The sequence below is a fragment of the Mycobacterium sp. NPDC050551 genome, from assembly GCF_040674075.1.
GTDB lineage: Bacteria > Actinomycetota > Actinomycetes > Mycobacteriales > Mycobacteriaceae > Mycobacterium.
In genome coordinates, this window is record NZ_JBFARC010000003.1 from 632446 (window position 1) to 657427 (window position 24982).

A 24982-nucleotide genomic window follows, 5' to 3' on the forward strand; every position below is an offset into this window, starting at 1 on the left:
GTCGCCGATCAACTCGGCGGAAATGCGCCGGCAGTCGTAACGTCGGCGTCCTTCGGGGCGTATTCGGCGACCACATCCCGGAAGACGACGGTGGGATTGGCGTCGTCGATCTTGGCCGCCTGCTCGGGATCGGCGTACCCGTCGTCAATCGAGCTGCGGGTGCCATAGGCGGCGAGAAGTTGGGGATACTCGACTCCCTTCCGGATCGGGTCGTTGATGACGAGATACACCCGGAGCAGCGGGTGGTCGGACACCAGGTCGTGCACGACGTTGCGCGGTGCGATTTCATTCTCGACGCACAGGAAGCCGGCCCCGGTCGTGGTGACCACGAGCTTGGCCACCTCCTTGGAGAATTCGTCAGGCTCCTCACGCTGCGATACCCGTGGGGGAAGGCAGCTGCGGGTGTCGGTCACCCGCCGCTGGGTGATGAAGGCGGCGCTCACGGAAAGGCGAGCCAGACCCACCTGACGAATGTCTATGTCGACCACCTTCTTGTAGTCGATCTGCATACCCGGCAGCAGGAAGGCGCCTGCGGTGTCGAAGTCGTCGGCGTACACCAGTTGGGCGGCGGCCGCCGGAGTCGGGTCGGCTCGGAAGTCCTTTCCGGCGGTGGTACCGCTCAGATCGATTCCCGCCGCGACATAGACGGGCCCCGCGGCCTGGGGCTCCCCCCCTCGCGGATACGCCGTCACGCGCATCAGCGTTCCGCCGATGTCGGCCTGCACGGTCCCGCGGTTGTGCAGCGTCACCTTCGCCAGGAGATGCACGATGTGGCCGGTGTTGCCGATGGGCGTCAGGTCGGCCTGAACGTCGATCAGCGGCCTGGAGGTGCGGGGCAGGTAGTCCGTGTCCAACCAGTACTGGAAGAGGCCGAGCAGCGGGACCACCGCCGCGAGAACGGCGACGCCTCTGGTGAACGTCGCTCTGGCATGCGGCCCGAGGTAGACGATCCACACCACGGCGGTTGCGCCGAGCGTCAGGACGAATCCGGTCCAACCGGTGAGCTGTGAGACGGGACTCCGCAGGTCGATCAACCAGACATAGCCGGCGAAGAACGCGATGGAGATCTGGCTCAGGAGGACGGCCGTGAGCCAGCTCGCCGACTTGCGCAGTATTGCCACGAACGCCCACATGCACACGACCGCGATGGCGAGTAACAAGCCCGCACCGAGTGTCGACGACGCCGTGCGGGTCAATTCGAAATCGCGCATCGCCAGCACGAAGGCGAAGACGCCGTCGACCAACACGGTGGCGGCAAGCAAGACGGAAAGCGTCCGGGAGACGGTCCGAACATCACTGCCGGTGGCCTTGGAACCCGCGCGTGGCCGGGAGCTTTCGTGGGGCGTCGGCCGTGCATGCGTGTCCGGTTCGGTCACCATGTCCGATGTCCGAACTCGCACGGCCCGAGCCGCTCTGCTGGATCGCGCATCACACCTCCCCAGGCTCTACAGGGCGATGCTCTCAGGACTCGGCGGGCGGGTACCGGGTAGCCGGCTACCCCAGTGCAGACCGGGAAGAGGTGCGGGATCCTCGCGACGGCGCATGGCGGCCCACCACATGACAAAGGTCACGAACCCGGAGATTCGTGACCCTTGTCGAGTGTGGGCGAAGGGGGACTTGAACCCCCACGTCCCGAAGGACACTGGCACCTGAAGCCAGCGCGTCTGCCATTCCGCCACTCGCCCTGAAGACCGAGGGAGCCTATCACCCGAGCGCCTCGGCTCCCAAACCGCGAGGATCGGGCCGACCAGAGCCTCCAGCAACCCCCGCGGCGCCCAAGATCGCGTCCCTGACCTGCGACGACAGGATTCTCAGAGTTCTGTTGGTCCCGCAGTTCAGTGCTGGGCCGATACCATGCACTGCAGGAAAGTGCCCGAGCGACACGCGGTGGGAGGCCGAGGTGAGCGGGGCCGAGCGACGACACGAGTGAGGCGGGCGGTGACATGGGTCCTCTCGACCGCATCGAACGCAAACTCGAGTCCACCGTCGGGGACGCCTTCGCCCGCGTCTTCGGCGGATCGATCGTCCCGCAGGAGGTCGAGACGCTTCTGCGCCGCGAAGCCGAGGCCGGCACCCGCGAGGTCGGCCGCGACCGCATTTTGGCACCGAACGAGTACGTAATTACCCTCGGTGTTTCCGATTACCAGAAGGTGAGCGCCGACCCGGACCTGACCTCGACCACATTCGCCAGACATCTGGAGGGATACATCCATGATCAGGGGTGGCAAACGTATGGTGATGTGGTCGTCAGATTCGAGCAGTCCCCGAATCTGCACACCGGCCAATTCCGCGCGCGGTGCGCGGTCAACCCAGACTCGACCACCGGCGAACCCGCCCCAGCACACCGAGAGCATGCGTTCGACGCAGGATCAGGAGTACCACCGATGACCGACAATCCGACGTACCGCGGCGGCGGCCAGGGACAGGGGCGGCCCGGCGACGAGTACTACGACGAGCGGTACGGACGCCAGGGCGACGATCCACGCGCGGCCTACCCGCCCGAGCAGGGCGGTTACCCGGCGCAGCAGGGTGGCGAGCCGAACTACCCGCCCCGCGGCGGCTACCCCGAGCAGGGTGGCTACCCCGACGGCGGCGGCTACCCCGAGGGCGGTGGCGGCTACCCGGACCAGGGTGGCTACCCGCCGCCGTCCTATGAGCAGCGCGGCCCCGCAGGTCCCGGCGGCTACGGCCCGCCGCCCGGCCCGCCGCCCGGTGGCGGCTACGACCAGGGTTACCGGCCGGGTCCCGCCGGCCCCGGCGGTCCCGGTGGCTACGGCGGTGGCCAGCCCGGATACGGGCAGCCCGGCGCCGACTACGACTACGGCCGTCCCCCGGCGCCCGGCAGGCACGAGGACGGTGGCTACGGCGCACCGCCCGCCGGCCGGCCCGGTTACCCCGACCAGGGCGGCTACCCGGATCAGGGTGGCTACCCGGATCAGGGTGGTTACGGCGGCGGCCAGTACGGCCGCCAGGACTACGGGCAGCAGGAGTACGGCGGCGGACGCGGTTACGCCGAGCCGGCCGGTTACGGCGAGGCCGGTTACGCCGAGCCCGCGGGCCGCGACTACGAGTACGGCCAGCAGGCCGGTGGCGGCTACGGCGGCGCGTACGGGCAGGGCGACTACCCGGCCGGTGGCGCGACCGTCACCCTGCAGCTCGACGACGGCAGCGGCCGCACCTACCAGCTGCGCGAAGGTGCAAACGTGATCGGCCGCGGCCAGGACGCCCAGTTCCGGCTGCCCGACACCGGCGTCTCGCGCCGGCACCTGGAGATCCGCTGGGACGGACAGGTCGCGCTGCTGTCGGACCTGAACTCGACCAACGGCACCACCGTGAACAACGCACCGGTCCAGGAGTGGCAGTTGGCTGACGGCGACGTCATCCGGCTCGGCCACTCCGAGATCATCGTCCGCGTTCACTGAGTGATCGCGGCTGGGTCACGACCTGGGCACAGCCACGGGCGAAGCTGAAGGCTTCACCACCACGTCGAACAACGTCCAAGTATCGTGACGTTGCCGACGTCGGCCGGCCGCACCGGCGGGCAGGGGCGCAGCGACCCGGGGATCCGTGTTGATGCGGGCAGGAGTACGGATCGGGGAACGAGAGGAACGTCAGATGCAGGGGTTGGTGCTGCAGCTGACGCGCGTCGGATTCCTGTTGCTGCTGTGGCTGTTCATCTGGTCGGTGCTGCGGATCCTGCGTACCGACATCTACGCCCCCACCGGCGCGGTGATGGTGCGCCGCGGTCTGGCGCTGCGCGGCTCGCTGCTGCCCAACCGGCAGCGCAACGTGATCCGGCAGCTGGTGGTCACCGAGGGCGCGCTCGCCGGCACCCGGATCACCCTGGGCAGCCAGCCGGTGCTGATCGGCCGCGCCGATGACTCCACGCTGGTGCTCACCGACGACTACGCCTCCACCCGCCACGCCCGGCTCTCCCCACGAGGTTCGGAGTGGTACGTGGAGGACCTAGGATCGACCAACGGCACATACCTCGACAGGGCGAAGGTGACGACGGCGGTAAAGGTTCCGATTGGCACGCCGGTTCGGATCGGCAAGACGGTGATCGAGCTGCGCCCGTGACGCTGGTTCTCCGGTACGCCGCGCGCAGCGACCGCGGTCTGGTCCGTGCCAACAACGAAGACTCGGTCTACGCGGGTGCGCGCCTGCTCGCCCTCGCCGACGGTATGGGCGGTCACGCCGCGGGCGAGGTGGCCTCGCAGCTGGTGATCGCCGCGCTGGCCCATCTCGACGACGACGAGCCCGGCGGCGATCTGCTCGGCAAACTCGATTCTGCCGTCGCCGAAGGCAACTCGGCGATCGCGGCGCACGTGGAGGCCGATCCCGAACTCGAGGGCATGGGCACGACGCTCACGGCGATCCTGTTCGCGGGCAACCGCCTCGGCCTGGTGCACATCGGCGACTCGCGCGGCTACCTGATGCGCGACGGTGAGCTCACCCAGATCACCAAGGACGACACCTTCGTCCAGACGCTGGTCGACGAGGGCCGCATCACCGCCGAGGAGGCGCACAGCCACCCGCAGCGGTCACTGATCATGCGGGCACTCACCGGCCACGAGGTCGAGCCCACACTGATCGTCCGTGAGGCCCGGGTCGGCGACCGCTACCTGCTGTGCTCGGACGGGCTGTCCGACCCCGTCAGCCACGAGACCATCCAGGAGGCGATGCAGATCCCGGACGTCGCCGAGAGCGCCGACCGGCTCATCGAGCTCGCGCTGCGCGGCGGCGGCCCGGACAACGTCACCGTGGTGGTCGCCGACGTGGTCGACTACGACTACGGACAGACCCAGCCGATCCTGGCCGGCGCCGTCTCCGGCGACGACGACCAACCCCCGCCCAACACCGCGGCGGGCCGCGCGTCGGCGTTCAACCCGAAGCGCAACGAACCGAAACGCGTTGTGCCGCAACCCGCGGAGGACCCCCGCAAGCCGCGCTCGAAACGCCGGATGATCATCGCCGCGGTGTTGCTCATCCTGGTGGCCCTCGCCGGGCTGGCCATCGGCCGCGAGATCGTCCGCAACAACTACTACGTCAGCGACGACGACGGCACCGTGTCGATCATGCGCGGCGTGCCCGGATCTTTCCTGGGCTATCACCTCCAGGAGCCCTACCGGCAGGGCTGCCTCACCGCCCGCGACGGCCTCACGCTGATCAACCCCGGCCAGGCGCCGCGCGACTGTGAGCTGTTCCGCGTCGCCGATCTCAAGCAGTCCGAACAGCGCCAGGTGATCGCGGGCCTGCCGACCGGCTCCGAGGACGAGGCGATCGGCCAGATCAACCAGCTGGCACGCGATTCGCTGCTGCCGATCTGCCAGGCGCCCAAGCCGACGCCCACCCCGAAGGCACAACCGCACCTGCCCGGCTCGCCGCAGTCGCCCGGCGTGCCGAACGCCCCGGCGACGTCCGGTGGCGCCGCGCCGGCCCCCGAGACACCGCGGACCGTCGCCCCCTCGCCCGGCCCCGCTGCGGGCGGCCCGCAGGCACCTCCCCCGGCGCCGCCCACCCCGTCCCCCTCCCCCACCGTGACGGCGCTGCCGCCCCCGCCCCCGGAACCTGGCACCAACTGCCGGGAGGCGGCGTGACGACGCAGCCCCAGTCACCGGTCACGGTGATGCCGCCGCTGCCGAATCGGCGCAACGCCGAGCTCTTCCTGCTCGGCTTCGCGGCACTCATCACGACCGTGGCGCTGCTGATCGTCGAGGTGAATCAAGAACAGGGTCTGAGTTGGGATCTCGCCCAGTACACACTGGGGTACCTCGCCCTGTTCGCCGCCGCGCACGTCGCGGTCCGCCGCTTCGCGCCCTACGCCGATCCCCTGCTGCTCCCGGTGGTCGCACTGCTCAACGGGCTCGGCCTGGTGATGATCCACCGCCTGGACCTCGCCGCGGGCGAGCTGACGTCAGAAGGCTTGGGCGGCACCGCGAATCAGCAGATGCTGTGGGCGCTCGTCGGTGTCGCGGGATTCACCCTGGTGGTCGTCTTCCTGCACGACCATCGTCTACTCGCGCGGTACGGCTACGTCTGCGGACTGACCGGACTGGTGCTGCTGGTGATCCCCGCCCTGCTGCCGGCGCGCTACTCCGAACAGGGCGGCGCGAAGATCTGGATCCAGTTGCCCGGCTTCTCGATTCAGCCCGCCGAGTTCTCCAAGATCCTGCTGCTGATCTTCTTCGCCGCCGTGCTGGTGGCCAAGCGCGACGTGTTCACCAGCGCCGGTAAGCACTTCCTGGGCATGACACTCCCCCGCCCCCGCGACCTGGCGCCGCTGCTGGCCGCCTGGATCGCGTCGATCGGCGTGATGATCTTCGAGAAAGACCTCGGCACCTCGCTGCTGCTGTACGCGTCGTTCCTGGTGCTGGTCTACGTGGCCACCGAGAGATTCAGCTGGGTCGTCATCGGGCTGACCCTGTTCGCCGTGGGAAGCGTTGCGGCATACCACATGTTCGGCCACGTCCGGGTGCGCGTGCAGACCTGGCTGGACCCGTTCGCCGATCCGGACGGCGCCGGCTACCAGATGGTGCAGTCGCTGTTCAGCTTCGCCACCGGCGGCATCTTCGGCACCGGGCTCGGCAACGGCCAGCCCGGCACGGTGCCCGCCGCCTCGACCGACTTCATCATCGCGGCGGTGGGCGAGGAACTCGGGCTCGTCGGGCTCGCCGCGGTGTTGATGCTTTACGCCATCCTGATCATCCGCGGCCTGCGCACCGCCATCGCGGTGCGGGACAGCTTCGGCAAGCTGCTGGCCGCCGGGCTGGCCTCCACACTGGGCATCCAGCTGTTCATCGTCGTCGGCGGCGTCACCAGGCTGATCCCGCTGACCGGCCTGACCACGCCGTGGCTGTCCTACGGCGGGTCGTCATTGCTCGCCAACTACCTGCTCCTGGCGATCCTGGTGCGCATCTCGCACGCCGCGCGCCGGCCCATCGACACCAAGCCGGCGCAGCAGACGCCGATCGCGGCGGCCAGCACCGAGGTGATCGAGAAGGTATGAACACCTCACTTCGCCGCATCGCCGTCACGATCATGGCGCTGATCGTGCTGCTGCTGGCCAACGCCACCATGACCCAGGTGTTCAGGGCCGACGGGCTGCGTTCGGACCCGCGCAACCAGCGGGTGCTGCTCGACGAGTACTCCCGTCAACGCGGCCAGATCTCCGCGGGCGGCGAGCTGCTGGCGTACTCGGTTTCGACCAACGGCCGGTTCCGCTTCCTGCGGGTCTACCCCGAACCGCAGGCCTACGCCCCGGTCACCGGCTTCTACTCGCTGAGTTATTCGAGCAGCGGCCTGGAGCGCGCCGAGGACACCATCCTCAACGGCTCCGACGAGCGGCTGTTCGCTCGGCGGCTGGCCGACTTCTTCACCGGCCGCGATCCGCGCGGCGGCAACGTCGCCACCACGATCAACCCGCAGGTGCAGCAGGCCGCGTGGGACGCGATGTCCGAGGGCTGCAACGGGCGGGCGTGCAAGGGCGCGGTGGTGGCGCTCGAACCGACCACCGGCAAGATCCTGGCGATGGTGTCGGCGCCGTCGTACGACCCGAATCTGCTGGCCTCCCACAACCTGGACGAGCAGGCCACCGCGTGGGGTCAGCTGCGGGACAACCCCGACAATCCGTTGGTGAACCGGGCGATATCCGAGACCTACCCGCCGGGGTCGACATTCAAGGTGATCACCACCGCGGCCGCCTTGCAGGCAGGCGCGACCCCGAACACCACGGTGACCGCCGCGCCGCGAATCACCCTGCCGGACAGCACCGCAACGCTGGAGAACTTCGGCGGCTCGTCGTGTGGCGGCGGGCCGACGGCGACCCTGCGGGAGGCGTTCGCGCGCTCCTGCAACACCGCCTTCGTCGAACTCGGCATCGACACCGGTGCCGATGCCCTGCGCGACACCGCGCAGTCCTTCGGCCTGGACGACGCACCCGCGCCGATTCCTCTGCAGGTCGCCGAGTCGACCGTCGGCCCGATCGCCGACGGCGCCGCGCTGGGCATCTCGAGCATCGGCCAGAAGGACGTGGCACTCACACCGCTGCAGAACGCGATGGTGGCCGCCACCATCGCGAACGAAGGGGTAACCATGCGGCCCTACCTGGTCGACAGCCTCAAGGGACCCGACCTGGCCAACATCAGCACCACCAGTCCGGTCGAAGAGCGACGGGCGGTCACGCCACAGGTCGCAAGTACACTTACGGATTTGATGGTCGGCGCCGAGCAGGTGACGCAGCAGAAGGGAGCCATCGCCGGCGTGCAGATCGCTTCGAAAACCGGCACGGCGGAGCACGGGTCCGACCCGCGAAACACTCCGCCGCACGCCTGGTACATCGCCTTCGCTCCCGCTCAGGCTCCCAAGGTGGCCATCGCCGTCCTGGTGGAGAACGGCGGTGACCGGCTGTCGGCCACCGGCGGCGCGCTGGCCGCGCCGATCGGCAGGGCGACGATCGCCGCAGCGCTGAGGGAGGGCTCGTGAGCCACCGAAGCCGAGCGAAGCGAGGCGAGCAATGAGCCCCCGCGTAGGTGTGACGCTGTCCGGTCGCTACCGGCTGCAGCGGCTCATCGCCACCGGCGGTATGGGTCAGGTGTGGGAGTCGGTGGACTCGCGCCTGGGCCGCCGTGTCGCCGTCAAGGTGCTCAAGGCGGAGTTCTCCTCGGATCCTGAATTCGTCGAGCGGTTCCGCGCGGAGGCGCGCACGGTCGCGATGCTCAACCATCCGGGCATCGCCAGCGTCTACGACTACGGCGAGACCGACATGGACGGCGAGGGCCGCACCGCCTACCTGGTGATGGAGCTCGTCAACGGCGAGCCGCTGAATTCCGTCCTCAAGCGCACCGGCAGGCTTTCGCTACGGCACGCGCTGGACATGCTGGAGCAGACCGGGCGCGCGCTGCAGGTCGCGCACACCGCCGGCCTGGTGCACCGCGACGTCAAGCCCGGCAACATCCTGATCACGCCGACCGGACAGGTGAAGCTCACCGACTTCGGCATCGCCAAGGCCGTCGACGCCGCCCCGGTCACCCAGACCGGCATGGTGATGGGCACCGCGCAGTACATCGCCCCGGAGCAGGCCCTCGGCCACGACGCGACCGCGGCCAGCGACGTCTACGCCCTGGGAGTCGTCGGCTACGAGTCGGTGTCGGGCAAGCGCCCCTTCACCGGTGACGGCGCCCTCACGGTCGCGATGAAGCACATCAAGGAGACGCCGCCGCCGCTGCCGGCCGACCTGCCGCCGAACGTGCGCGAGCTGATCGAGATCACGCTGGTGAAGAACCCGGGCATGCGCTACCGCTCGGGTGGACCGTTCGCCGACGCCGTGGCCGCGGTGCGCTCGGGCCGGCGGCCTCCGCGCCCCAATCAGGCGCCGACGATCGGGCGGGCAGCGCCTGCCGCGGTGCCGTCCGCGGCGCAGAACCGAGCGGCGATGACCGGCGGGTCCCCGGTGACGGCGGCCCGTTCGCGTCCGGTGACGACGGGTCACCGGCCGCCCCCGCCGCGCCGGACGTTCTCGTCGGGGCAGCGGGCGCTGCTGTGGGCGGCGGGCGTGCTCGGCGCGCTGGCCATCGTGATCGCAGTGCTCATCGTGCTCAACGCGCAGGATCGGCGTGATCAGCAGTCGCCTGCGCCGACCATCACCAACACGATCACCGAGACCACGCCTCCCGCGTCGCCGACGGCGATGCCCGCGCCTGGTCAGGGCGGTTTCGAGCAGGAAAGTCTTGTCGATGCGGGATTCGGGGTATCCCTACTCGGCGCGACCGAACGGCCGCCGGTGAATCCTGCGGTACACCAGACACGCGTCTCCGAACACATATGGCTTCCAGAACAGACATGACAACCCCACAGCATCTGTCCGACCGTTACGAGCTGGGCGAGATCCTCGGCTTCGGCGGCATGTCCGAGGTCCACCTCGCGCGCGACAACCGTCTGCACCGAGACGTCGCCATCAAGGTGTTGCGCGCCGACCTCGCCCGCGACCCGAGTTTCTACCTCCGGTTCCGCCGCGAGGCGCAGAACGCCGCCGCGTTGAACCATCCGGCCATCGTCGCGGTGTACGACACCGGCGAGGCCGAGACGCCGACCGGGCCGCTGCCCTACATCGTGATGGAGTACGTCGAAGGCGTCACCCTGCGCGACATCGTGCACAACGACGGCCCGATGCCGCCCAAGCGGGCGCTGGAGGTCATCGCCGATGCCTGCCAGGCGCTGAACTTCAGCCACCAGCACGGCATCATCCACCGCGACGTCAAGCCGGCCAACATCATGATCAGCAAGGCCGGCGCGGTGAAGGTGATGGACTTCGGCATCGCGCGCGCCATCGCCGACAGCGGCAACAGCGTCACCCAGACCGCGGCCGTGATCGGCACCGCGCAGTACCTGTCGCCCGAGCAGGCCAGCGGCAACACCGTCGACGCCCGCTCGGACGTGTATTCGCTGGGCTGCGTCCTCTACGAGATGCTCACCGGTGAACCGCCGTTCGTCGGTGACTCCCCCGTCGCAGTGGCCTACCAGCACGTCCGCGAGGATCCGATTCCGCCGTCGCGCCGGCACGAGGGCATCAGCCCGGAGCTCGACGCCGTGGTGCTCAAGGCGCTGACCAAGAATCCGGACAACCGTTACCAGACGGCGGCCGACCTGCGCACCGACCTGGTCCGGGTGCACAGCGGCGAGCAGCCCGACGCGCCGAAGGTGCTCACCGACGCGGATCGGACGTCCTTCATGTCCGGGCCGCCCGCCCATGACCGCACCGAGCAGATCAACTACATGCCGCGTCCGGAGCCCCGCGCCGCCGGCGGTGACCGCGGCGGATCGATCGGGCGCTGGCTCATCGCGGTGGCGATCCTGGCCGTGCTGACGGTGGTCGTCACTGTGGCGATCAACATGTTCGGCGGCGAAACACGCGACGTTGCGGTGCCTGACGTGCAAGGCCAGGTGTCGGCCGAGGCGATCGCGGAGCTGCAGAACGCCGGCTTCCGGGTGCGCACCCAACAGCAGCCGAACTCCGAGGTGCCGCCCGACCACGTCATCAGCACCTCGCCGCAGGCCAGCTCGGAGGTCAGCGCCGGCGACGAGGTCACGCTCAACGTGTCCACCGGACCCGAGCAGCGCGAGGTCCCCGACGTCCGCGGCGGGACCTACTCCGAGGCGGTCCGCAAGCTCGCCGACGCCGGGTTCGACGAGGTGCAGCAGCAGCCTTCGGAGTCCACGCCGGAGCAGAGCGGCAAGGTGATGGCGACGTTGCCGCCGGCGAACTCGACGTCGGCGATCACGAACGTCATCACCATCGTGGTCGGTTCCGGCCCGGGGTCACTGCCGGTGCCGGAGTGCGAGGGTCAGACGGTCGACGTCGCCACCCGCAACCTGAACACCATCGGATTCGCCACGGTGCTCACGGCGCCGGTGGACAGCCCGCGGCCGTCCGGCGAGATCATCGCGTGCGATCCGGGGCCTGGCACGTCGGTGCCGAAGAACACGCCGATCACGCTGCGGGTGTCGAAGGGCAACCAGTTCATCATGCCGAACCTGGTCGGGCAGTTCTGGTCGGACGCGTTCCCCCGCCTGCAGGCGCTGGGCTGGACGGGGCCGCTGGACCGGGCCGCCGATGTGCGCGACAGCGGTCAGCGGCTCAATGCGGTGGTGACGCAGAGCCCGGCGCCGGGCACCGGTGTGAACTACGACGGATCGATCACGCTGGCGTTCGCTGCGTAGCAGCGGCCACCGCGTGGGCGACCTCGTCCTCCAGTCGGTGCACCAGCGTCTCGTCCGGCGCGCTGCCGCAGTAGCCGAGCCAGTTGGCCAGCATCCGGTGCCCGCCCTCGGTGAGGATCGACTCCGGGTGGAACTGGACGCCGTGGATGGGCAGTTCGGCGTGACGCACACCCATGATCACGCCGCCGGGGGTGCGCGCGGTGACCTCGAGCTCGGCGGGCACCGTCTCGGGCAGGATGGTCAGCGAGTGGTATCGCGTCGCCGTGAACGGGTCCGGAAGCCCTTGCAGCACACCGGTATCGGCGTGATGGACGACACTCGTCTTGCCGTGCAGCAGTTCGGGGGCGCGGTCGACGGTCGCGCCGAAGGCGACCCCGATGGCCTGGTGCCCGAGGCACACCCCGAGCAGCGGGGTGGCGGCCGCGGCGCAGGCCTTGACCAGCGGGATGGACGCCCCGGCCCGTTCCGGGGTGCCGGGCCCCGGGCTGAGCAGGACGCCGTCGAACTCGTCGGCCACCCCGGCGATTCCGGCGTCTGAATTCAGCCGCTGGTCGTCGTTGCGCCACACCTGCGCGCTCACCCCGAGCTGGCCCAGGTACTGGACGAGGTTGAACACGAAGCTGTCGTAGTTGTCGACGACCAGGATCTGCACCAGGCCAGGTTACCCGGGTGATTTCGCGGGCTCAGCGCCACAGGTGCGGGTGGTACTTCGGGCAGACGCAGTGCGGGTCGTCGAGCGGCGGGTCGATGACGTCGTCCCCGAACGGCGTCAGGTGCGGCTCGATGCGCAGCGCCGAGTCGACCACCTGTCGCGTCACCTCGCCGCGGTCGTGGAGGGAGATCTCGACGCGATCGGCCCGCACCCACACGAACGCGCGTTCGCCATGGATGTGGACGTGTCCGGGCTGCGCGAGGTGAGGCAGGTGGTCGATTCGCCGGGGGAGTCTGGCGTACGCATCTCCGCGGTACGCGACACCGGGCACCGGGTCCGGCGCACCGGCAGGAACCGGCGTCACGCCGAGGCTCAGGCCCGTGAGGGCGGTCGCCACCTCGTCTTCGGTCGAGGCGCGTACCGCGGCCCGCAGTGAGTCGCCGTCACCGGCGTGGCCGCCGAATGCGCGGCAGAAACGGAAGTACCGCAGGCTGGGCGCCCATCGCCGCAACTGCTCGGGCGGGTGGGTCTCGTAGAGGTAGGCCAGCCAGCGGCTGTCATCGGCCATCAGTAGCCGATCGGGCCTGCCGGCTTCGCGTAGCGCATCCGGACGGGCTCGGTGTGGCCGGTGAGTTCGACGTCGCTGCGCGTCTCTTCGGTGTAGCCGAGGCCGAACCGGACGACGTACTGCTTGTACAGCGTCACCAGGGGCGCGGCGGACAGGGCGGCCTGCATCGCGGCGGGGTCACCGACCGCGGTGACGACGTAGGGCGGGCTGTACGTGCGGCCGTTGAGCAGCAGGGTGTTGCCCACGCACCGCGGCGCCGAGGTGGCGATGATGCGCTGGTCCTGCATCTGGATGCCCTCGGCGCCGGCACTCCACAACGCGTTGAGCACGGCCTGGATGTCCTGCTGATGCACCACCAGGTCGTCGGGCGCCGCATCGCGCGGGAATCGGCCCTCGGCGTCGCGCTGGGCGTCGTTGAGTGTGACGACCAGTCCCGGGCCGTGCACCGGGTCGAGTCCAGCCTGTTCTGCCAGGGTGCTCGAGCGCGCCGTGATGGCCGCCAGTGCGGCGTCCGCGCCCGGCGAGCCACCGTGGTGGTCATCCACCCGGGTCGACAGGGCGTCCCGCTCGGCTGTCAGCCGATCCACCGACTGCTGCGATTCACGCACCAGGTCCACCAGGCGCGGGGCGTCGCTGCGCCGGATCTCGTCACCGCCGGCCACGCTGTGCGTCGCCGCCAGGAGCACACCGGCCAGCAGGCACACGACCGGGACGCCGAAGCGCCAGGCCGAACGACGCTGTGGCTGGTCCATCGGCTGGCCTCTCTGGTCGCTGGCTACGTTAGGCTCTCTGGTGCAACTCCATCGTCGCACTGCGTGGTCGGTATCCGCACCGATGACGACGAGTGCGGCGCCCGTATCGTCCGCGAAGGTACCCATGCCCAAGTCCAAGGTCCGCAAGAAGAACGACTTCACCATCAGCCCGGTCAGCCGGACACCGGTGAAGGTCAAGGCCGGGCCGTCCAGCGTGTGGTTCGTGGTGCTCTTCATCAGCCTGATGCTGATCGGCCTGATCTGGCTGCTCGTGTTCCAGCTCGCCGCGACCAATCCGATCGACACGCCGGGCATGCTGCAGTGGATGGCCGACCTCGGTCCGTGGAACTACGCCGTCGCGTTTGCTTTCATGATCACCGGCCTGTTGCTCACGATGCGCTGGCGCTGACCGTTCCATGCCGCGCTTTGAATTCAAATGATGTTCAGCGCGTTACCGTTCCAGCAACGACGAGGGTGGCCAATCACATCCGTGTGATTCATCCCCATTGGGGATAGCACCTGTGGATAATTCCATTCGCAACGGTAAGAGCCCCTAAGGGAGCCATGCAGCAAACTGAGTGGAGCCCCTCCACCATGGGGATCGTCGCGTGCGGCATATTCGGGCTCATGATGGCTGCGGCCGCTGTGACCCTTGTCACAGACGCCCCGGGACGTGTCCTCACCGGCATTGCCGCAGTGGGATTGCTCACGTTTGCAAGCATGTCGTGGCGGGCGCGCCCGAAACTGGCAATCACCGGCGACGGACTGGCCATTCGCGGGTGGCTGCGGACGCAGAATCTGCAGCGTGCCGACATCAAGCTCATCCGGATCACCGAGTTCCGCCGCATCGGGCGCACCGTGCGACTGCTGGAGATCGAGACCACCGATGACCGGCTGCAGGTGTTCACCCGGTGGGACCTCGGGACGAACCCGTTGAGCGTGCTCGACGCCCTCACCGACGCGGGTTACGCCGGAAGATAGAAACGCGACTTGTGGAGTCTCAGCCGCGGTGAGCGCGGGCGAGACTCCACAAATCGCGTGCGGAAGCTAGGAGACGGTGACCGACTCGATCACGACCGGCTCGGTGGGCCGGTCACTGCGATCGACCGCCGTGGTGGCGATCGCGTCGACGACCTTCTGCGACTCCGGGTCGACGACCTCACCGAAGATGGTGTGCCTGCGGTTCAGGTGCGGGGTCTTGCCGACGGTGATGAAGAACTGCGAGCCGTTGGTGCCCGGCCCGGCGTTCGCCATCGCCAGCAGGTAGGGCTTGTCGAACTGCAGCTCGGGGTGGAACTCGTCGGCGAACTGGTAGCCGGGCCCGCCGCGGCCGGTGCCGGTGGGGTCACCGCCCTGGATCATGAAGCCGTCGATGACGCGGTGGAAGATGACGCCGTCGTAGAAGGGTCCCGACGTGCTGCCGGACGCGTTCTCGCCGCTGTAGTCCTTGGTGCCCTGAGCCAGCCCGACGAAGTTGGCGACGGTCTTGGGCGCGTGGTTACCGAACAGTGCGATCTTGATGTCGCCGCGGTTGGTGTGCAGGGTCGCGGTCGCTGTCTGAATGGGGCTCGTCACGGGAAGTCAGTGTGCCACCCGTCGATCGGGCACCCGCACGCCACCCACTGTCACGGCAATGCCCGCCGCGGCGCCGACGATGATGGCAGGGTGGAGCGCACCGTTGCACGGCCGCAGAGAGGGCAGAGATGAGTTCGAAGACCGATGCGCGACTGGCCCCGCGTGAGCGACTGGCCCGGGGCCTGAAGTACTCCGCGGTGGGACCCGTCGACGTCACCCGCGGCGTGCTCGGCCTCGGCGTCGACTCGGCCCAGTCGACCACCGCGAGCCTGCGCCGTCAGTACCGCAAGAGCCGCCTGCGCAGGGAGATCGCCGCGGCGCAGAGCGCGATCGCCGGCGAGCTCGCCGCCGCCCAGGAAGTGGTCGCGAATCTCCCGCAGGCGCTGCAGGATGTGCGCACACCGCCGCGCCGGCGCCGCCGCCCGCTCGTGTACGCCGCCGTCGGCGCCGTGGTGCTGGCCGGTGGGGCAGTGGCGTTCTCGGTCGTGCGCCGCAACAACAAGCCGCAGCCGTCCCCACTTCCGCCGAGCGTCGAGGTGACGCCCAGGCCGTGACGGCTCAGAGCGATTTCCGCGCCCTGATGAGCGAGGCCTCGCTTCCGAGTTCGCTGCGCGCGTCCGGGGAATCGACGTACGCCTGCAGGTATCGGTAGAGCACCCCGGGGTCGACGTCCATTCTGCGACAGTCGGCTTCGATCATCGGCACCGGCGGGAGGCGGTCGATTCGCCAGAGCCGTGTCGTGTACCGGCGGTCCCAGTCGGCGTTGGTGTACCCGATGAGGAGGATCACCGGGTAGCCGTTGAATGCGGGCTTGACGCCGGCGATGGCCGGCCACTCCAATCGTGACTCGAAGCTCCATCCTCGATGGGTGATGCCTCGACGGGACAGCGTCACCCCGCCACGCCGGATCCGGCCCGATGCTGCCATGGCTACGAATGACCCGAAGAAGAGCGCACCCGCCCCCAACAGTGCGGCCGCAACGCCGCCCTGTCGACGGACGAAGACCTCGACTGCGGCGACGAGAAAGAAGACCGCGCAGCACACCGTCAACGAGACCAGGAGGGTGAACTGGAGTGCGGAGTAGCGGATCTCGGTCGCCGGAACGCCACCCGGCTCGCGCACCGTCCGCACCGCGGCCGAGAGGCCGACCCGCCGAAAGCCGATCGCCGCCCCCAGCGCGGCCACCAGGGCCATCGCGAGCGCGAACAGCAGACAGTACTTGGTCGCCGTTGCGTTCCCGCCGCGCGCGGCCACGATTCCCGTCAGAAACGACACCGCCGCGATCGCGAGTGTGCCGCCGATGGCGAGGCGTTCCCGGACACCGCCCGTCGTGCCGACCCATCCCTCGGGCGGTTGCGGGCTCGGTCCGCTCAAGCCGACGGCTTCGGACACAGCGCGGCGGCCCGCTCCGGCTCGCCCAGCGCGGTGTAGGCGCGGCGGTACTTGGCCCGCAGCTCGCTCTGCTTGGGCTCCGGGATCTGGGCCAACCGCGCGGCATCGGAGTTGTCAGCCAGGTCGGCCATCTTCACGACACGCGCCAGCGGATGGGCGTTGATCGCCCGGTAGTAGTCGGCGTCGGGCACGTCGTCGCGGCGGGTCAGCAGAATCACGCAGTCGACGACAGCGCGGGGGATTCCCTCGGCGACGAGGTCGGCCGCGGTGACGGGGGAGTCCTCGATGACGTCGTGCAGCAGTGCCGCCGCCTTGGCCTGCGCCGTGTCGACACGTCCGGCGACGCGACGGGGGTGGGCGATGTAGGGCCGGCCGATCTTGTCGACCTGCCCGCGGTGCGCGCGTTCGGCGATGCCGTCGGCCTTCTCGATCAACGCGGTGTCGGACAGCGCCGAGACAACCATGCGCCGCACCTCTTCTTGATAACGGTCACACCAGGGGAGTGGAGCCTAGGAGATTCGAACTCCTGACATCTGCCTTGCAAAGGCAGCGCTCTACCAACTGAGCTAAGGCCCCTCGCGGGTTCAGGCCGGGTGATCGACCGAGTGCCACACCTCGGCGCCGTGACGCGAACGCCACACCACCGTGGCGACGGTTGCGGCTGTCGCCATGGCGATCACCACCACCAGCTTCATTGGTGCCCCTTCCGTGGGCGCCCGCCGGCTGTGCCGGCCCGTGGGCCTAGGAGGACTCGAACCTCCGACCTCTTCGTTATCAGCGAAGCGCTCTAACCACCTGAGCTATAGGCCCGTAATCGCATACGGCCGAGCGGGAAGATTACCGTAATTCCGCCGTCGGCCCCAAATTCAGTCCCGGTCGGCGAGCGTGACCTCGACCCCACCGACGAGGTCGGTGGTCAGGTTGTAGATGAACGCCCCCGCCGTCGCCATGGCCGACAGGATCACGATGTTCACCAGGCCGATCAGCGCCGCGCCGCCGAAGATGGTGCTGCTGGACACCAACTCGCCGCCGGTGCTGCCGCTCGCGCTGGTCAGCAGGTCGCCGACGTTGCTGTTGAGCTTGCTCCACACGCCCATGCCGCCCAGCACCAGGTAGAGGAACGCGACGGCGATCATCCAGACGAAGAACAGCGCCACCGACAGCACCAGCGACACCTTCAGCGCGCTCCACGGATCGACGCGCCGGATCTGCATGCTGGCCCGCACCGGGCCCTTCGCCTTGCTGCCGCCGACGTGGACACGGCTCGTCGGCGAAGACGTCCGCGGCGCAGGTTCGGCGGGCCGGTCGGTTCCGGTGCGCCGTTGCGGAGGCCGCGGCACCGGTCCCGACAGGTCCGGAAGCTCGCTGGCGTAGGCCTCCGAACGGGTCTCGGGGCGCCCGCCGTCGGGGCGCTCGGGCGCCCGCACAGCCGGCGGCGCCACCGGTTCGGTGCGGGTCGGCCCATCGGTCCCACGCGGTCCCTCGGCGACGCGCGGTCCCTCGGCGACGCGTGGCCCGTCGGTGCGCGACGGCGCCTCCGGGCCGCGCGGCCCGTCGGTGCGGACCGGCGCATCACCCTGCGGACGCGGTGGCCGGGCCCGGCTGCGCTGCCACGGCGGAATCTCGCCGTGCTCGGCGGCGTGCCCGGTCGACGGCCCGCTGCGCCCGGCCGCACCGCCCAGCGCACCGCCGTCTCGGCCGGCCGCGGAACCGTTGGCAACACTCGGACCATCGCCCGCGCGCGGGTATCCCGGCTCGTTCGGTGAACTCACCTACGGCTCCTTCAGTGGTCCGGCGCCGACTACTCGCCGAGGTCGGTGTTGACCTCGTCGGTGCCGTCGCCCTCTTCGGCGTTGCGCGCGATGGCAATCAGTGTGTCGCCATCACCCAGGTTCATCAAGCGAACGCCCTTGGTCTGCCGTCCGGCCTTGCGGACCTGACGGGCCGCGGTCCGGATGACGCCGCCGCCGGAGGTGATGGCATACAACTCGGTGTCGTCATCGACGATCAACGCACCCACCAGGTTGCCACGCCTGCGGTCGTACTGGATGGTCAGGATGCCCTTGCCGCCGCGGCCCTGCGCGGTGTACTCGTCGATCGCGGTCCGCTTGGCGTACCCGCCCGCGGTCGCGACCAGCAGATATGTGTCCGGCCGGACGACGTTGAGCGAGAGCAGCTTGTCCTCTTCGTTGAACCGCATGCCCTGCACACCCGAGGTGGCGCGGCCCATCGGCCGCAGCGCCTCGTCGGTTGCCGAGAACCGGATCGACTGGCCCTTGGCCGACACCAGGAGCAGATCCTCCTGCGCCGAGCACAGCACCGCGCCGACCAGTTCGTCGCCGTCGCGCAGGTTCACCGCCACGATGCCGCCGGAGCGGTTGGAGTCGAAGTCGGTCAGCCTGGACTTCTTCACCAGGCCGTTGCGGGTGGCCAGCACCAGGTACGGCGCGTCCTCGTAGCCCTTGATCTGGATGACCTGGGCGATGCGCTCGTTGGGCTGGAACGCCAGCAGGTTGGCCACGTGCTGGCCGCGCGCGGTGCGCGAGGCCTCCGGCAGTTCGTAGGCCTTCGCCCGGTAGACCCGGCCCTGGGTGGTGAAGAACAGGATCCAGTCGTGGGTGGAGCAGACGAAGAAGTGGTTGACGATGTCGTCGGTCTTCAGCCCCGCGCCCTGGACACCCTTGCCGCCGCGCTTCTGGCTGCGGTACAGGTCGGTCTTGGTGCGCTTGGCGTAGCCGGTCTCGGTGATGGTGACGACGACGTCCTCGCGGGCGATCAGGTCCTCGTCGCTGACCTCGCCGTCGGCAGGCACGATGCGTGTGCGCCGGTCGTCGCCGTACTTGTCGGCGAGTTCCTTGAGCTCGTCGCGCACGATGGCGCGCTGGCGCTCGGGCTTGGCGAGAATGTCCTCGAGGTCGGCGATCTCGGCCTCGATCTTGGCGAGGTCGTCGACGATGCGCTGGCGTTCCAGGGCGGCCAGGCGCCGCAGCTGCATGTCCAGGATGGCCTGGGCCTGGATCTCGTCGACCTCGAGCAGCTCGATCAGGCCCTGCCGCGCGACGTCGACGTTCGCCGACGCCCGGATCAGCGCGATGACCTCGTCGAGCGCGTCGAGCGCCTTGACCAGGCCGCGCAGGATGTGGGCCCGCTCGTTGGCCTTGCGCAACCGGTAGGTGGTGCGCCGGATGATGACCTCGAGCTGATGGTCGACGTAGTGACGGATCAGCTGGTCGAGCCGCAGCGTGCGCGGGACGCCGTCGACGATGGACAGCATGTTGGCGCCGAAGCTGGTCTGCAGCTGGGTGTGCTTGTAGAGGTTGTTGAGCACCACCTTGGCCACGGCGTCGCGCTTGACCTCGACGACGATCCGCAGGCCCACCCGGTCACTGGACTGGTCCTCGATGTTGGAGATGCCGGCGAGCTTGCCGTCGCGCACCTGCTCGGCGATCGAGGTGATGAAGTTGTCGTGGTTGACCTGGTAGGGCAGCTCGGTGATGACGATGCCGGTGCGCCCGCGGCTGTCCTCCTCGATCTCGACCACGCCGCGCATCCGGACCGACCCGCGGCCGGTCTTGTAGGTGTCCTCGATGCCCTGTGACCCGACGATCAGGCCGTGGGTCGGGAAGTCGGGGCCCTTCACCCGCTCGCAGACGGCGGCCAGGGTGGCTTCCTCGTCGGCCTCGAAGTTCTCCAGGCACCAGTACACGGCCTCGGCGAGCTCGCGCAGATTGTGCGGCGGCATGTTGGTGGCCATGCCGACGGCGATCCCGCCGGAGCCGTTGGCCAGCAGGTTCGGGAACCGGCTGGGCAGGACCGTCGGCTCCTGCACGCGCCCGTCGTAGTTCGGAACGAAATCGACTGTCTCCTCGTCGATCTCACGCAGCATCTCCATCGCCAGCGGAGTGAGCCGCGCCTCGGTGTAACGCATGGCGGCCGGCGGGTCGTTGCCCGGCGAGCCGAAGTTGCCCTGCCCGTCGACCAGCGGGTAGCGCAGCGACCACGGCTGCGCCATCCGGACCAGGGTGTCGTAGATCGACGAGTCGCCGTGCGGGTGATAGTTGCCCATCGTCTCGGCAACCGACCGTGCGGATTTCGCGTGTCCCCGGTCGGGACGGAAGCCGGAGTCGAACATCGCGTAGAGGACGCGGCGGTGCACAGGCTTGAGGCCGTCGCGCACCTCCGGCAGCGCGCGGCCGACGATCACGCTCATGGCGTAGTCGATGTAGCTGCGCTGCATCTCCTGCTGGATGTCGACCGGTTCGATGCGGTCGCCGGCTTCGTCGCCCGGGGGCAACGTGGTGTCAGTCATCAGATCCTCTGGTCGCTGGTCGTGGTCGCGAGGCGGTTAAACGTCAAGGAAGCGAACGTCTCTGGCGTTACGGGTGATGAAACTGCGACGGGCCTCGACGTCCTCGCCCATCAGGATGGAGAACAGCTCGTCGGCGGCCGCGGCGTCGTCCAGCGTGATCTGCCGCAGCACCCGCACCGACGGGTCCATGGTGGTCTCCCACAGCTCCTTGGCGTCCATCTCACCGAGGCCCTTGTACCGCTGGATGCCGTCTTCGGTGTTGATCCGCTTACCCGCCGCGCGACCCGCCTCGAGCAGGCCGTCGCGTTCGCGGTCGGAGTAGGCGAACTCCGGTTCCGTGCGCTGCCACTTCAGCTTGTACAGCGGCGGCTGGGCCAGGAAGACGTGGCCGTTCTCGATGAGCGGCTTCATGAATCGGAACAGCAGGGTCAGCAGCAGCGTCGAGATGTGCTGGCCGTCGACGTCGGCGTCGGCCATCAGCACGATCTTGTGGTACCGCAGCTTGGACAGGTCGAACTCGTCGTGGATGCCGGTGCCCAGCGCGGTGATGATCGCCTGGACTTCGGTGTTCTTCAGCACCCGGTCGATGCGCGCCTTCTCGACGTTGATGATCTTGCCGCGCAGCGGCAGGATCGCCTGGAACATCGAGTCGCGGCCGCTCTTGGCCGAGCCGCCGGCCGAGTCACCCTCCACCACATACAGTTCCGAGCGGCTTGGGTCGGTGGACCGGCAGTCGGCGAGCTTGCCCGGCAGACCACCGATGTCGGTCGCGCTCTTGCGCCGCACCAGCTCCCGGGCCTTGCGCGCGGCCATCCGGGCCTGCGCCGACGAGACCGCCTTGTTCAGAATGGTTTTCGCCTCGGCCGGGTTGGCCTCGAACCAATGGGTGAGCTGTTCGTTGCAGATCCGCTGCACGAAAGACTTGACCTCGGTGTTGCCGAGCTTCGTCTTGGTCTGCCCCTCGAACTGCGGCTGGCCCACCTTCACGGAGATGACCGCGGCCAGGCCCTCACGGATGTCGTCACCGGTGAGGTTGGGGTCCTTCTCCTTGAGCAGCTTCTTGTCCTTGGCGTACTTGTTCACCACCGAGGTCAGCGCGGCGCGGAAACCCTCCTCGTGGGTGCCGCCCTCATGGGTGTTGATGGTGTTGGCGAAGGTGTGCACCGATTCGGAGTAGCCGGCGTTCCACTGCATCGCGATCTCGACCTCGTGGCCGGTGCCCTTGCCGCCGAAATCGACGATGCTCTGGTGGATCGCCGTCTTCGTGCGGTTGATGTGCTTGATGTAGTCGACGAGACCGTTCGGGTAGTGGAAGGTGCGGTGCTTGACCTTGTGCGGCGCCGCTTTCTCGACGGCCTTCTCCTCCGCGGTCTTGGGGGCTTCCGCGGTGTCGCTGACCACCTCGTCGACCACCTCGTCGGCCTTCACCCGCTCGTCGACGAGGTCGATGGTCAGCCCCTTGTTGAGGAAGGCCATCTCCTGCAGCCGCCGCGCGATCGTCTCGAAGTCGTAGTCGGTGGTCTCGAAGATGTCGGGATCCGCCCAGAACCGGATGGTCGACCCGGTCTCCTTCGTCTTCTCACCCTGCTTCAGGGTTCCCGGGACCGACCGCTCGTAGGTCTGGAACCACTCGTAGCCGTCGGTGCGGACGTCGGCCTCCAGCCGCGACGACAATGCGTTGACCACCGAGACGCCGACGCCGTGCAGACCGCCGGACACCTGGTAGGCGCCCTCCTCGAACTTGCCGCCGGCGTGCAACACGGTCATCACGACGTCGATGGTGGGGATGCCGGTGGAGTGCATGGCGACGGGGATGCCGCGGCCGTCGTCGGTGACCTGGACGCCGCCGTCCTCGAGGATCCTGACGTCGACCTTGGTGGCGTAGCCGGCCATCGCCTCGTCGACGGCGTTGTCCACCACCTCCCAGACCAGGTGGTGCAGACCGCGCTCGCCCGTGGAACCGATGTACATGCCCGGGCGTTTACGGACCGCCTCCAGCCCTTCGAGGACCTTGATCGACTCGGCGCCGTACTCGGTCGGAGCACTCTTCTTTTGGGCAGGCACGTCGGACGCGTCTCCTCGGGGTTCGCATGAGGGGTCGACTGCCCCTCGTGATCGGCCACCAGTCTACCGAAACATGCCGACTGGACTGACACTGTGGCGGCGTTTTGACCTATCTGACTGGGCCGTGCGCGGAATTTCTCGAAGTTCGGTGCGTGAGGACGCTTGAGGACCGTCGATCTGTGCGCCAGACGGCGCACAGCGGATCGGTCGCCGCTCACCCGTACGTGTCGCGGGGCCCGCGGCCGGAGATGTGGTAGCGGCCCTTGCGCCAGGACGGCGCCACCGGGCCGACGATCTTCAACGACGTCACCACGCCGTCGCCGACCGCCGCCGCGATCTTGGCCAGCAGTTGGGACTGCACCATCCGAAGCTGGGTCGCCCAGGCGGTCGATTCCGCCGACACCGTCAGCACCCCGTCGCGCAGGCCGGTGGGCACGGCGTGTTCGGCGATCTGCTCACCGACCACCGTGGTCCACCGGCCGAGCACAGAACCCTCCGCCACCCGGCCCGACCAGCCGCGGTTGCGCGCCAGGTCGTTGGTCGCGGCGCCGAGCGTCTGTGGATCCCGGGAGTCCGGGCCGGGCCCCGACCAGCTGCGGCGCCGTCCTGCGACGGGGGAGCGGCGGGTCGGGGACGTGCGACCGCGGCCGACGTCCTTACCCTGGCTGCGCGCAGCGCCGCGGGCCTCCTCGAGGGTGCGCCGCACCAGGTCCATCCCGGACAGGCCGGCCAGATGAGCCGGCGGCCCCGGCGGGGTGTCGTCGTCGTCGTTCTTTTCCTGGCTGCCGTCGTTTGTCATGTCTGCACCGTCGAGATCCGCCCGTCGTCGCCGTCCTCCATGCGGATCTCGATCCGCCGGACGTCCCAGCCCTCGGGAATGTCCTCGCCGACGGCCGCGGTGACCAGGACCTGCTCCGCCGATTCGGCGACGGTGGCCAGCGCCCGCCGCCGGGCGGTGTCGAGTTCGGCGAACACGTCGTCGAGCAGCAGTACCGGGTCGCCGCCGTCGGCACGTAACAATTCGTAGGCCGCCAACCGCAGCGACAGCGCCATCGACCACGATTCCCCATGGCTGGCAAAGCCTTTGGCGGGCTGGTCGCCGAGCCGCAGCTCGAGGTCGTCGCGGTGCGGACCGACCAGGCAGAGCCCGCGTTCCAGCTCGCTGTCGCGCCGGCTGCTCATCGCCGCCAGCAGCGCCGCCTCGTAGTACTCGACGCTGTCGGCCGCGGGCACCTCGTCGTCGAGTTCGATGCTGGGGCGGTACCGGATGGCGGCCGGCCTCGACGCGGGGGCCAGCAGTTGGTAGGCCTTCTCCACCTCGGGGGCGAGTTCGGAGATCAGCACGGCGCGCGCCGCCATCAACCGGGCGCCGTGCGCGGCCAGGTGGCCGTCCCACACGTCGAGGGTGTCGAGCACACTGCGGTCGCCGCGGTGCCTGCCACCCGCGGCGGTCTTGAGCAGCGCGGTCCGCTGGCGCACCACCTTCTCGTAATCCGCTCGCACCCCGGCGATCGACGGTCGCCGGGTGGTGGCCAGCTCGTCGAGGTAGCGGCGCCGATCGCTCGGGTCGCCGCGCACCAGCGCCAGGTCCTCCGGCGCGAACAGCACGGCGCGCAGCACCCCGAGGATCTCGCGCGCACTGCGCACGGGGGAGCGGTTCAGCCGCGCCTTGTTCGCACGGCCGCTGGTGATCTCGAGGTCGACGGCGAGCTCGCGGCCGTCGTTGACGACGATCGAGGACACCACCGCCCGTTCGGCGCCCGTCCTGATCAGCGGGGCGTCCGCACCAACACGATGCGACCCGAGCGTCGCCGAGTACCAGAGTGCCTCAACGAGATTCGTCTTGCCGAAGCCGTTCGGACCGACGAACACCGTCCGGCCGGGCGTCAACTCGATGTCGATGTGTGCCCAGGACCGGAAGTCGGTGAGTGTCACGTGACGGACGTACACGG

Annotated in this window: 22 protein-coding genes and 3 tRNA genes; 10 read left to right on the forward strand and 15 right to left on the reverse strand. The window is 69.1% G+C overall.

Annotation, left to right across the window (positions count from 1 at the left end):
* Positions 1-8: 8 nt before the first annotated feature.
* Positions 9-1262: a hypothetical protein gene (locus AB0K11_RS15435; RefSeq protein WP_364977885.1), complete on the reverse strand. Its 1254-nt coding sequence runs from the start codon at positions 1260-1262 to the stop codon at positions 9-11.
* 340 nt (positions 1263-1602) lie between these two features.
* Positions 1603-1685 (reverse strand) — tRNA-Leu (locus tag AB0K11_RS15440).
* Positions 1686-1943: 258 nt separating this feature from the next.
* Here AB0K11_RS15440 and AB0K11_RS15445 point away from each other — a divergent pair.
* From AB0K11_RS15445 to pknB, 7 genes are all read left to right on the forward strand, one after another.
* Positions 1944-3422: a DUF3662 and FHA domain-containing protein gene (locus AB0K11_RS15445; RefSeq protein ID WP_364977887.1), complete on the forward strand. Its 1479-nt coding sequence runs from the start codon at positions 1944-1946 to the stop codon at positions 3420-3422.
* Between the two features lie 193 nt (positions 3423-3615).
* A complete protein-coding gene (locus AB0K11_RS15450) occupies positions 3616-4080 on the forward strand; it encodes an FHA domain-containing protein (RefSeq protein ID WP_264011818.1) in 465 nt (154 codons plus the stop codon).
* Positions 4077-5600 carry a protein phosphatase 2C domain-containing protein gene (locus tag AB0K11_RS15455; protein ID WP_364977889.1) on the forward strand — a complete coding sequence of 508 codons (1524 nt, stop codon included), beginning with the start codon at positions 4077-4079 and terminating at the stop codon, positions 5598-5600. Before AB0K11_RS15450 ends, AB0K11_RS15455 begins: the two co-directional genes overlap by 4 nt.
* Positions 5597-7009 carry an FtsW/RodA/SpoVE family cell cycle protein gene (locus AB0K11_RS15460; protein ID WP_364977891.1) on the forward strand — a complete coding sequence of 471 codons (1413 nt, stop codon included), beginning with the start codon at positions 5597-5599 and terminating at the stop codon, positions 7007-7009. The genes AB0K11_RS15455 and AB0K11_RS15460 overlap by 4 nt, the downstream gene beginning before the upstream one ends.
* Positions 7006-8484 (forward strand): D,D-transpeptidase PbpA, encoded by a 1479-nt coding sequence (pbpA, locus tag AB0K11_RS15465; protein ID WP_364977893.1) that lies wholly within the window; start codon positions 7006-7008, stop codon positions 8482-8484. The genes AB0K11_RS15460 and pbpA overlap by 4 nt, the downstream gene beginning before the upstream one ends.
* Positions 8485-8515: 31 nt before the next feature.
* The gene (locus AB0K11_RS15470) at positions 8516-9844 is read left to right on the forward strand and encodes a protein kinase (protein WP_364977895.1); all 1329 of its coding nucleotides are present in this window, start codon (positions 8516-8518) and stop codon (positions 9842-9844) included.
* Entirely contained in the window at positions 9841-11718 is a 1878-nt protein-coding gene (gene pknB / locus AB0K11_RS15475) for a Stk1 family PASTA domain-containing Ser/Thr kinase (protein WP_364977896.1), read from the forward strand. The genes AB0K11_RS15470 and pknB overlap by 4 nt, the downstream gene beginning before the upstream one ends.
* On the opposite strand, the gene AB0K11_RS15480 is transcribed toward pknB, so the two are convergent.
* Genes AB0K11_RS15480 through AB0K11_RS15490 form a run of 3 tightly spaced genes read right to left on the reverse strand, consistent with a single transcriptional unit; the run spans position 11696 to position 13690 of the window.
* Positions 11696-12370 (reverse strand): aminodeoxychorismate/anthranilate synthase component II, encoded by a 675-nt coding sequence (locus tag AB0K11_RS15480; protein WP_364977898.1) that lies wholly within the window; start codon positions 12368-12370, stop codon positions 11696-11698. The two genes, pknB and AB0K11_RS15480, sit on opposite strands and share 23 nt — an antisense overlap.
* A gap of 31 nt (positions 12371-12401) precedes the next feature.
* The gene (locus AB0K11_RS15485) at positions 12402-12938 is read right to left on the reverse strand and encodes a hypothetical protein (RefSeq protein ID WP_364977900.1); all 537 of its coding nucleotides are present in this window, start codon (positions 12936-12938) and stop codon (positions 12402-12404) included.
* The gene (locus AB0K11_RS15490; protein ID WP_364977903.1) at positions 12938-13690 is read right to left on the reverse strand and encodes a DUF881 domain-containing protein; all 753 of its coding nucleotides are present in this window, start codon (positions 13688-13690) and stop codon (positions 12938-12940) included. Before AB0K11_RS15490 ends, AB0K11_RS15485 begins: the two co-directional genes overlap by 1 nt.
* A 124-nt stretch (positions 13691-13814) precedes the next feature.
* Between AB0K11_RS15490 and crgA the strand changes: the two genes are divergently transcribed.
* Complete coding sequence (gene crgA / locus AB0K11_RS15495) at positions 13815-14099, forward strand: cell division protein CrgA (protein ID WP_302916607.1); 285 nt, start codon at positions 13815-13817, stop codon at positions 14097-14099.
* A gap of 155 nt (positions 14100-14254) precedes the next feature.
* Positions 14255-14671, forward strand: coding sequence for a PH domain-containing protein (locus AB0K11_RS15500; RefSeq protein WP_364977907.1), 417 nt, complete (start codon positions 14255-14257; stop codon positions 14669-14671).
* Positions 14672-14737: 66 nt separating this feature from the next.
* On the opposite strand, the gene AB0K11_RS15505 is transcribed toward AB0K11_RS15500, so the two are convergent.
* Positions 14738-15265: a peptidylprolyl isomerase gene (locus AB0K11_RS15505; RefSeq protein WP_264012280.1), complete on the reverse strand. Its 528-nt coding sequence runs from the start codon at positions 15263-15265 to the stop codon at positions 14738-14740.
* A 128-nt stretch (positions 15266-15393) separates the two neighbouring features.
* Here AB0K11_RS15505 and cwsA point away from each other — a divergent pair, with 128 nt between their 5' ends.
* Positions 15394-15819: a cell wall synthesis protein CwsA gene (gene cwsA / locus AB0K11_RS15510; protein ID WP_364977911.1), complete on the forward strand. Its 426-nt coding sequence runs from the start codon at positions 15394-15396 to the stop codon at positions 15817-15819.
* A 4-nt stretch (positions 15820-15823) separates the two neighbouring features.
* On the opposite strand, the gene AB0K11_RS15515 is transcribed toward cwsA, so the two are convergent.
* The 9 genes from AB0K11_RS15515 to recF form a co-directional block, all read right to left on the reverse strand.
* A complete protein-coding gene (locus AB0K11_RS15515; RefSeq protein ID WP_364977914.1) occupies positions 15824-16639 on the reverse strand; it encodes a hypothetical protein in 816 nt (271 codons plus the stop codon).
* The gene (locus AB0K11_RS15520) at positions 16636-17121 is read right to left on the reverse strand and encodes a guanosine-3',5'-bis(diphosphate) 3'-pyrophosphohydrolase (RefSeq protein ID WP_364977917.1); all 486 of its coding nucleotides are present in this window, start codon (positions 17119-17121) and stop codon (positions 16636-16638) included. The genes AB0K11_RS15515 and AB0K11_RS15520 overlap by 4 nt, the downstream gene beginning before the upstream one ends.
* Positions 17122-17160: 39 nt before the next feature.
* A tRNA-Ala gene (locus AB0K11_RS15525) sits at positions 17161-17233 on the reverse strand.
* A 160-nt stretch (positions 17234-17393) separates the two neighbouring features.
* A tRNA-Ile gene (locus tag AB0K11_RS15530) sits at positions 17394-17467 on the reverse strand.
* 56 nt (positions 17468-17523) lie between these two features.
* Complete coding sequence (locus AB0K11_RS15535; RefSeq protein WP_364977920.1) at positions 17524-18429, reverse strand: DUF3566 domain-containing protein; 906 nt, start codon at positions 18427-18429, stop codon at positions 17524-17526.
* A gap of 29 nt (positions 18430-18458) precedes the next feature.
* Entirely contained in the window at positions 18459-20966 is a 2508-nt protein-coding gene (gene gyrA / locus AB0K11_RS15540; RefSeq protein WP_364977923.1) for a DNA gyrase subunit A, read from the reverse strand.
* A 36-nt stretch (positions 20967-21002) separates the two neighbouring features.
* Positions 21003-23030, reverse strand: coding sequence for a DNA topoisomerase (ATP-hydrolyzing) subunit B (gene gyrB, locus AB0K11_RS15545; RefSeq protein WP_364977926.1), 2028 nt, complete (start codon positions 23028-23030; stop codon positions 21003-21005).
* A 214-nt stretch (positions 23031-23244) separates the two neighbouring features.
* A complete protein-coding gene (locus tag AB0K11_RS15550; protein ID WP_364977929.1) occupies positions 23245-23829 on the reverse strand; it encodes a DUF721 family protein in 585 nt (194 codons plus the stop codon).
* A complete protein-coding gene (gene recF, locus AB0K11_RS15555; RefSeq protein ID WP_364977932.1) occupies positions 23826-24980 on the reverse strand; it encodes a DNA replication/repair protein RecF in 1155 nt (384 codons plus the stop codon). The genes AB0K11_RS15550 and recF overlap by 4 nt, the downstream gene beginning before the upstream one ends.
* Positions 24981-24982 lie beyond the last annotated feature (2 nt).

Bases quoted from the DNA above. Each gene is read 5' to 3' on its own strand.
- AB0K11_RS15470 (WP_364977895.1), top strand. From the start codon at position 8,516: ATGAGCCCCCGCGTAGGTGTGACGCTGTCCGGTCGCTACCGGCTGCAG.
- AB0K11_RS15445 (WP_364977887.1), top strand. From the start codon at position 1,944: ATGGGTCCTCTCGACCGCATCGAACGCAAACTCGAGTCCACCGTCGGG.
- AB0K11_RS15490 (WP_364977903.1), bottom strand. From the start codon at position 13,690: ATGGACCAGCCACAGCGTCGTTCGGCCTGGCGCTTCGGCGTCCCGGTC.
- cwsA (WP_364977911.1), top strand. From the start codon at position 15,394: ATGAGTTCGAAGACCGATGCGCGACTGGCCCCGCGTGAGCGACTGGCC.
- AB0K11_RS15550 (WP_364977929.1), bottom strand. From the start codon at position 23,829: ATGACAAACGACGGCAGCCAGGAAAAGAACGACGACGACGACACCCCG.
- AB0K11_RS15485 (WP_364977900.1), bottom strand. From the start codon at position 12,938: ATGGCCGATGACAGCCGCTGGCTGGCCTACCTCTACGAGACCCACCCG.
- AB0K11_RS15500 (WP_364977907.1), top strand. From the start codon at position 14,255: ATGCAGCAAACTGAGTGGAGCCCCTCCACCATGGGGATCGTCGCGTGC.
- pknB (WP_364977896.1), top strand. From the start codon at position 9,841: ATGACAACCCCACAGCATCTGTCCGACCGTTACGAGCTGGGCGAGATC.
- AB0K11_RS15520 (WP_364977917.1), bottom strand. From the start codon at position 17,121: ATGGTTGTCTCGGCGCTGTCCGACACCGCGTTGATCGAGAAGGCCGAC.
- pbpA (WP_364977893.1), top strand. From the start codon at position 7,006: ATGAACACCTCACTTCGCCGCATCGCCGTCACGATCATGGCGCTGATC.
- crgA (WP_302916607.1), top strand. From the start codon at position 13,815: ATGCCCAAGTCCAAGGTCCGCAAGAAGAACGACTTCACCATCAGCCCG.
- gyrA (WP_364977923.1), bottom strand. From the start codon at position 20,966: ATGACTGACACCACGTTGCCCCCGGGCGACGAAGCCGGCGACCGCATC.
- AB0K11_RS15450 (WP_264011818.1), top strand. From the start codon at position 3,616: ATGCAGGGGTTGGTGCTGCAGCTGACGCGCGTCGGATTCCTGTTGCTG.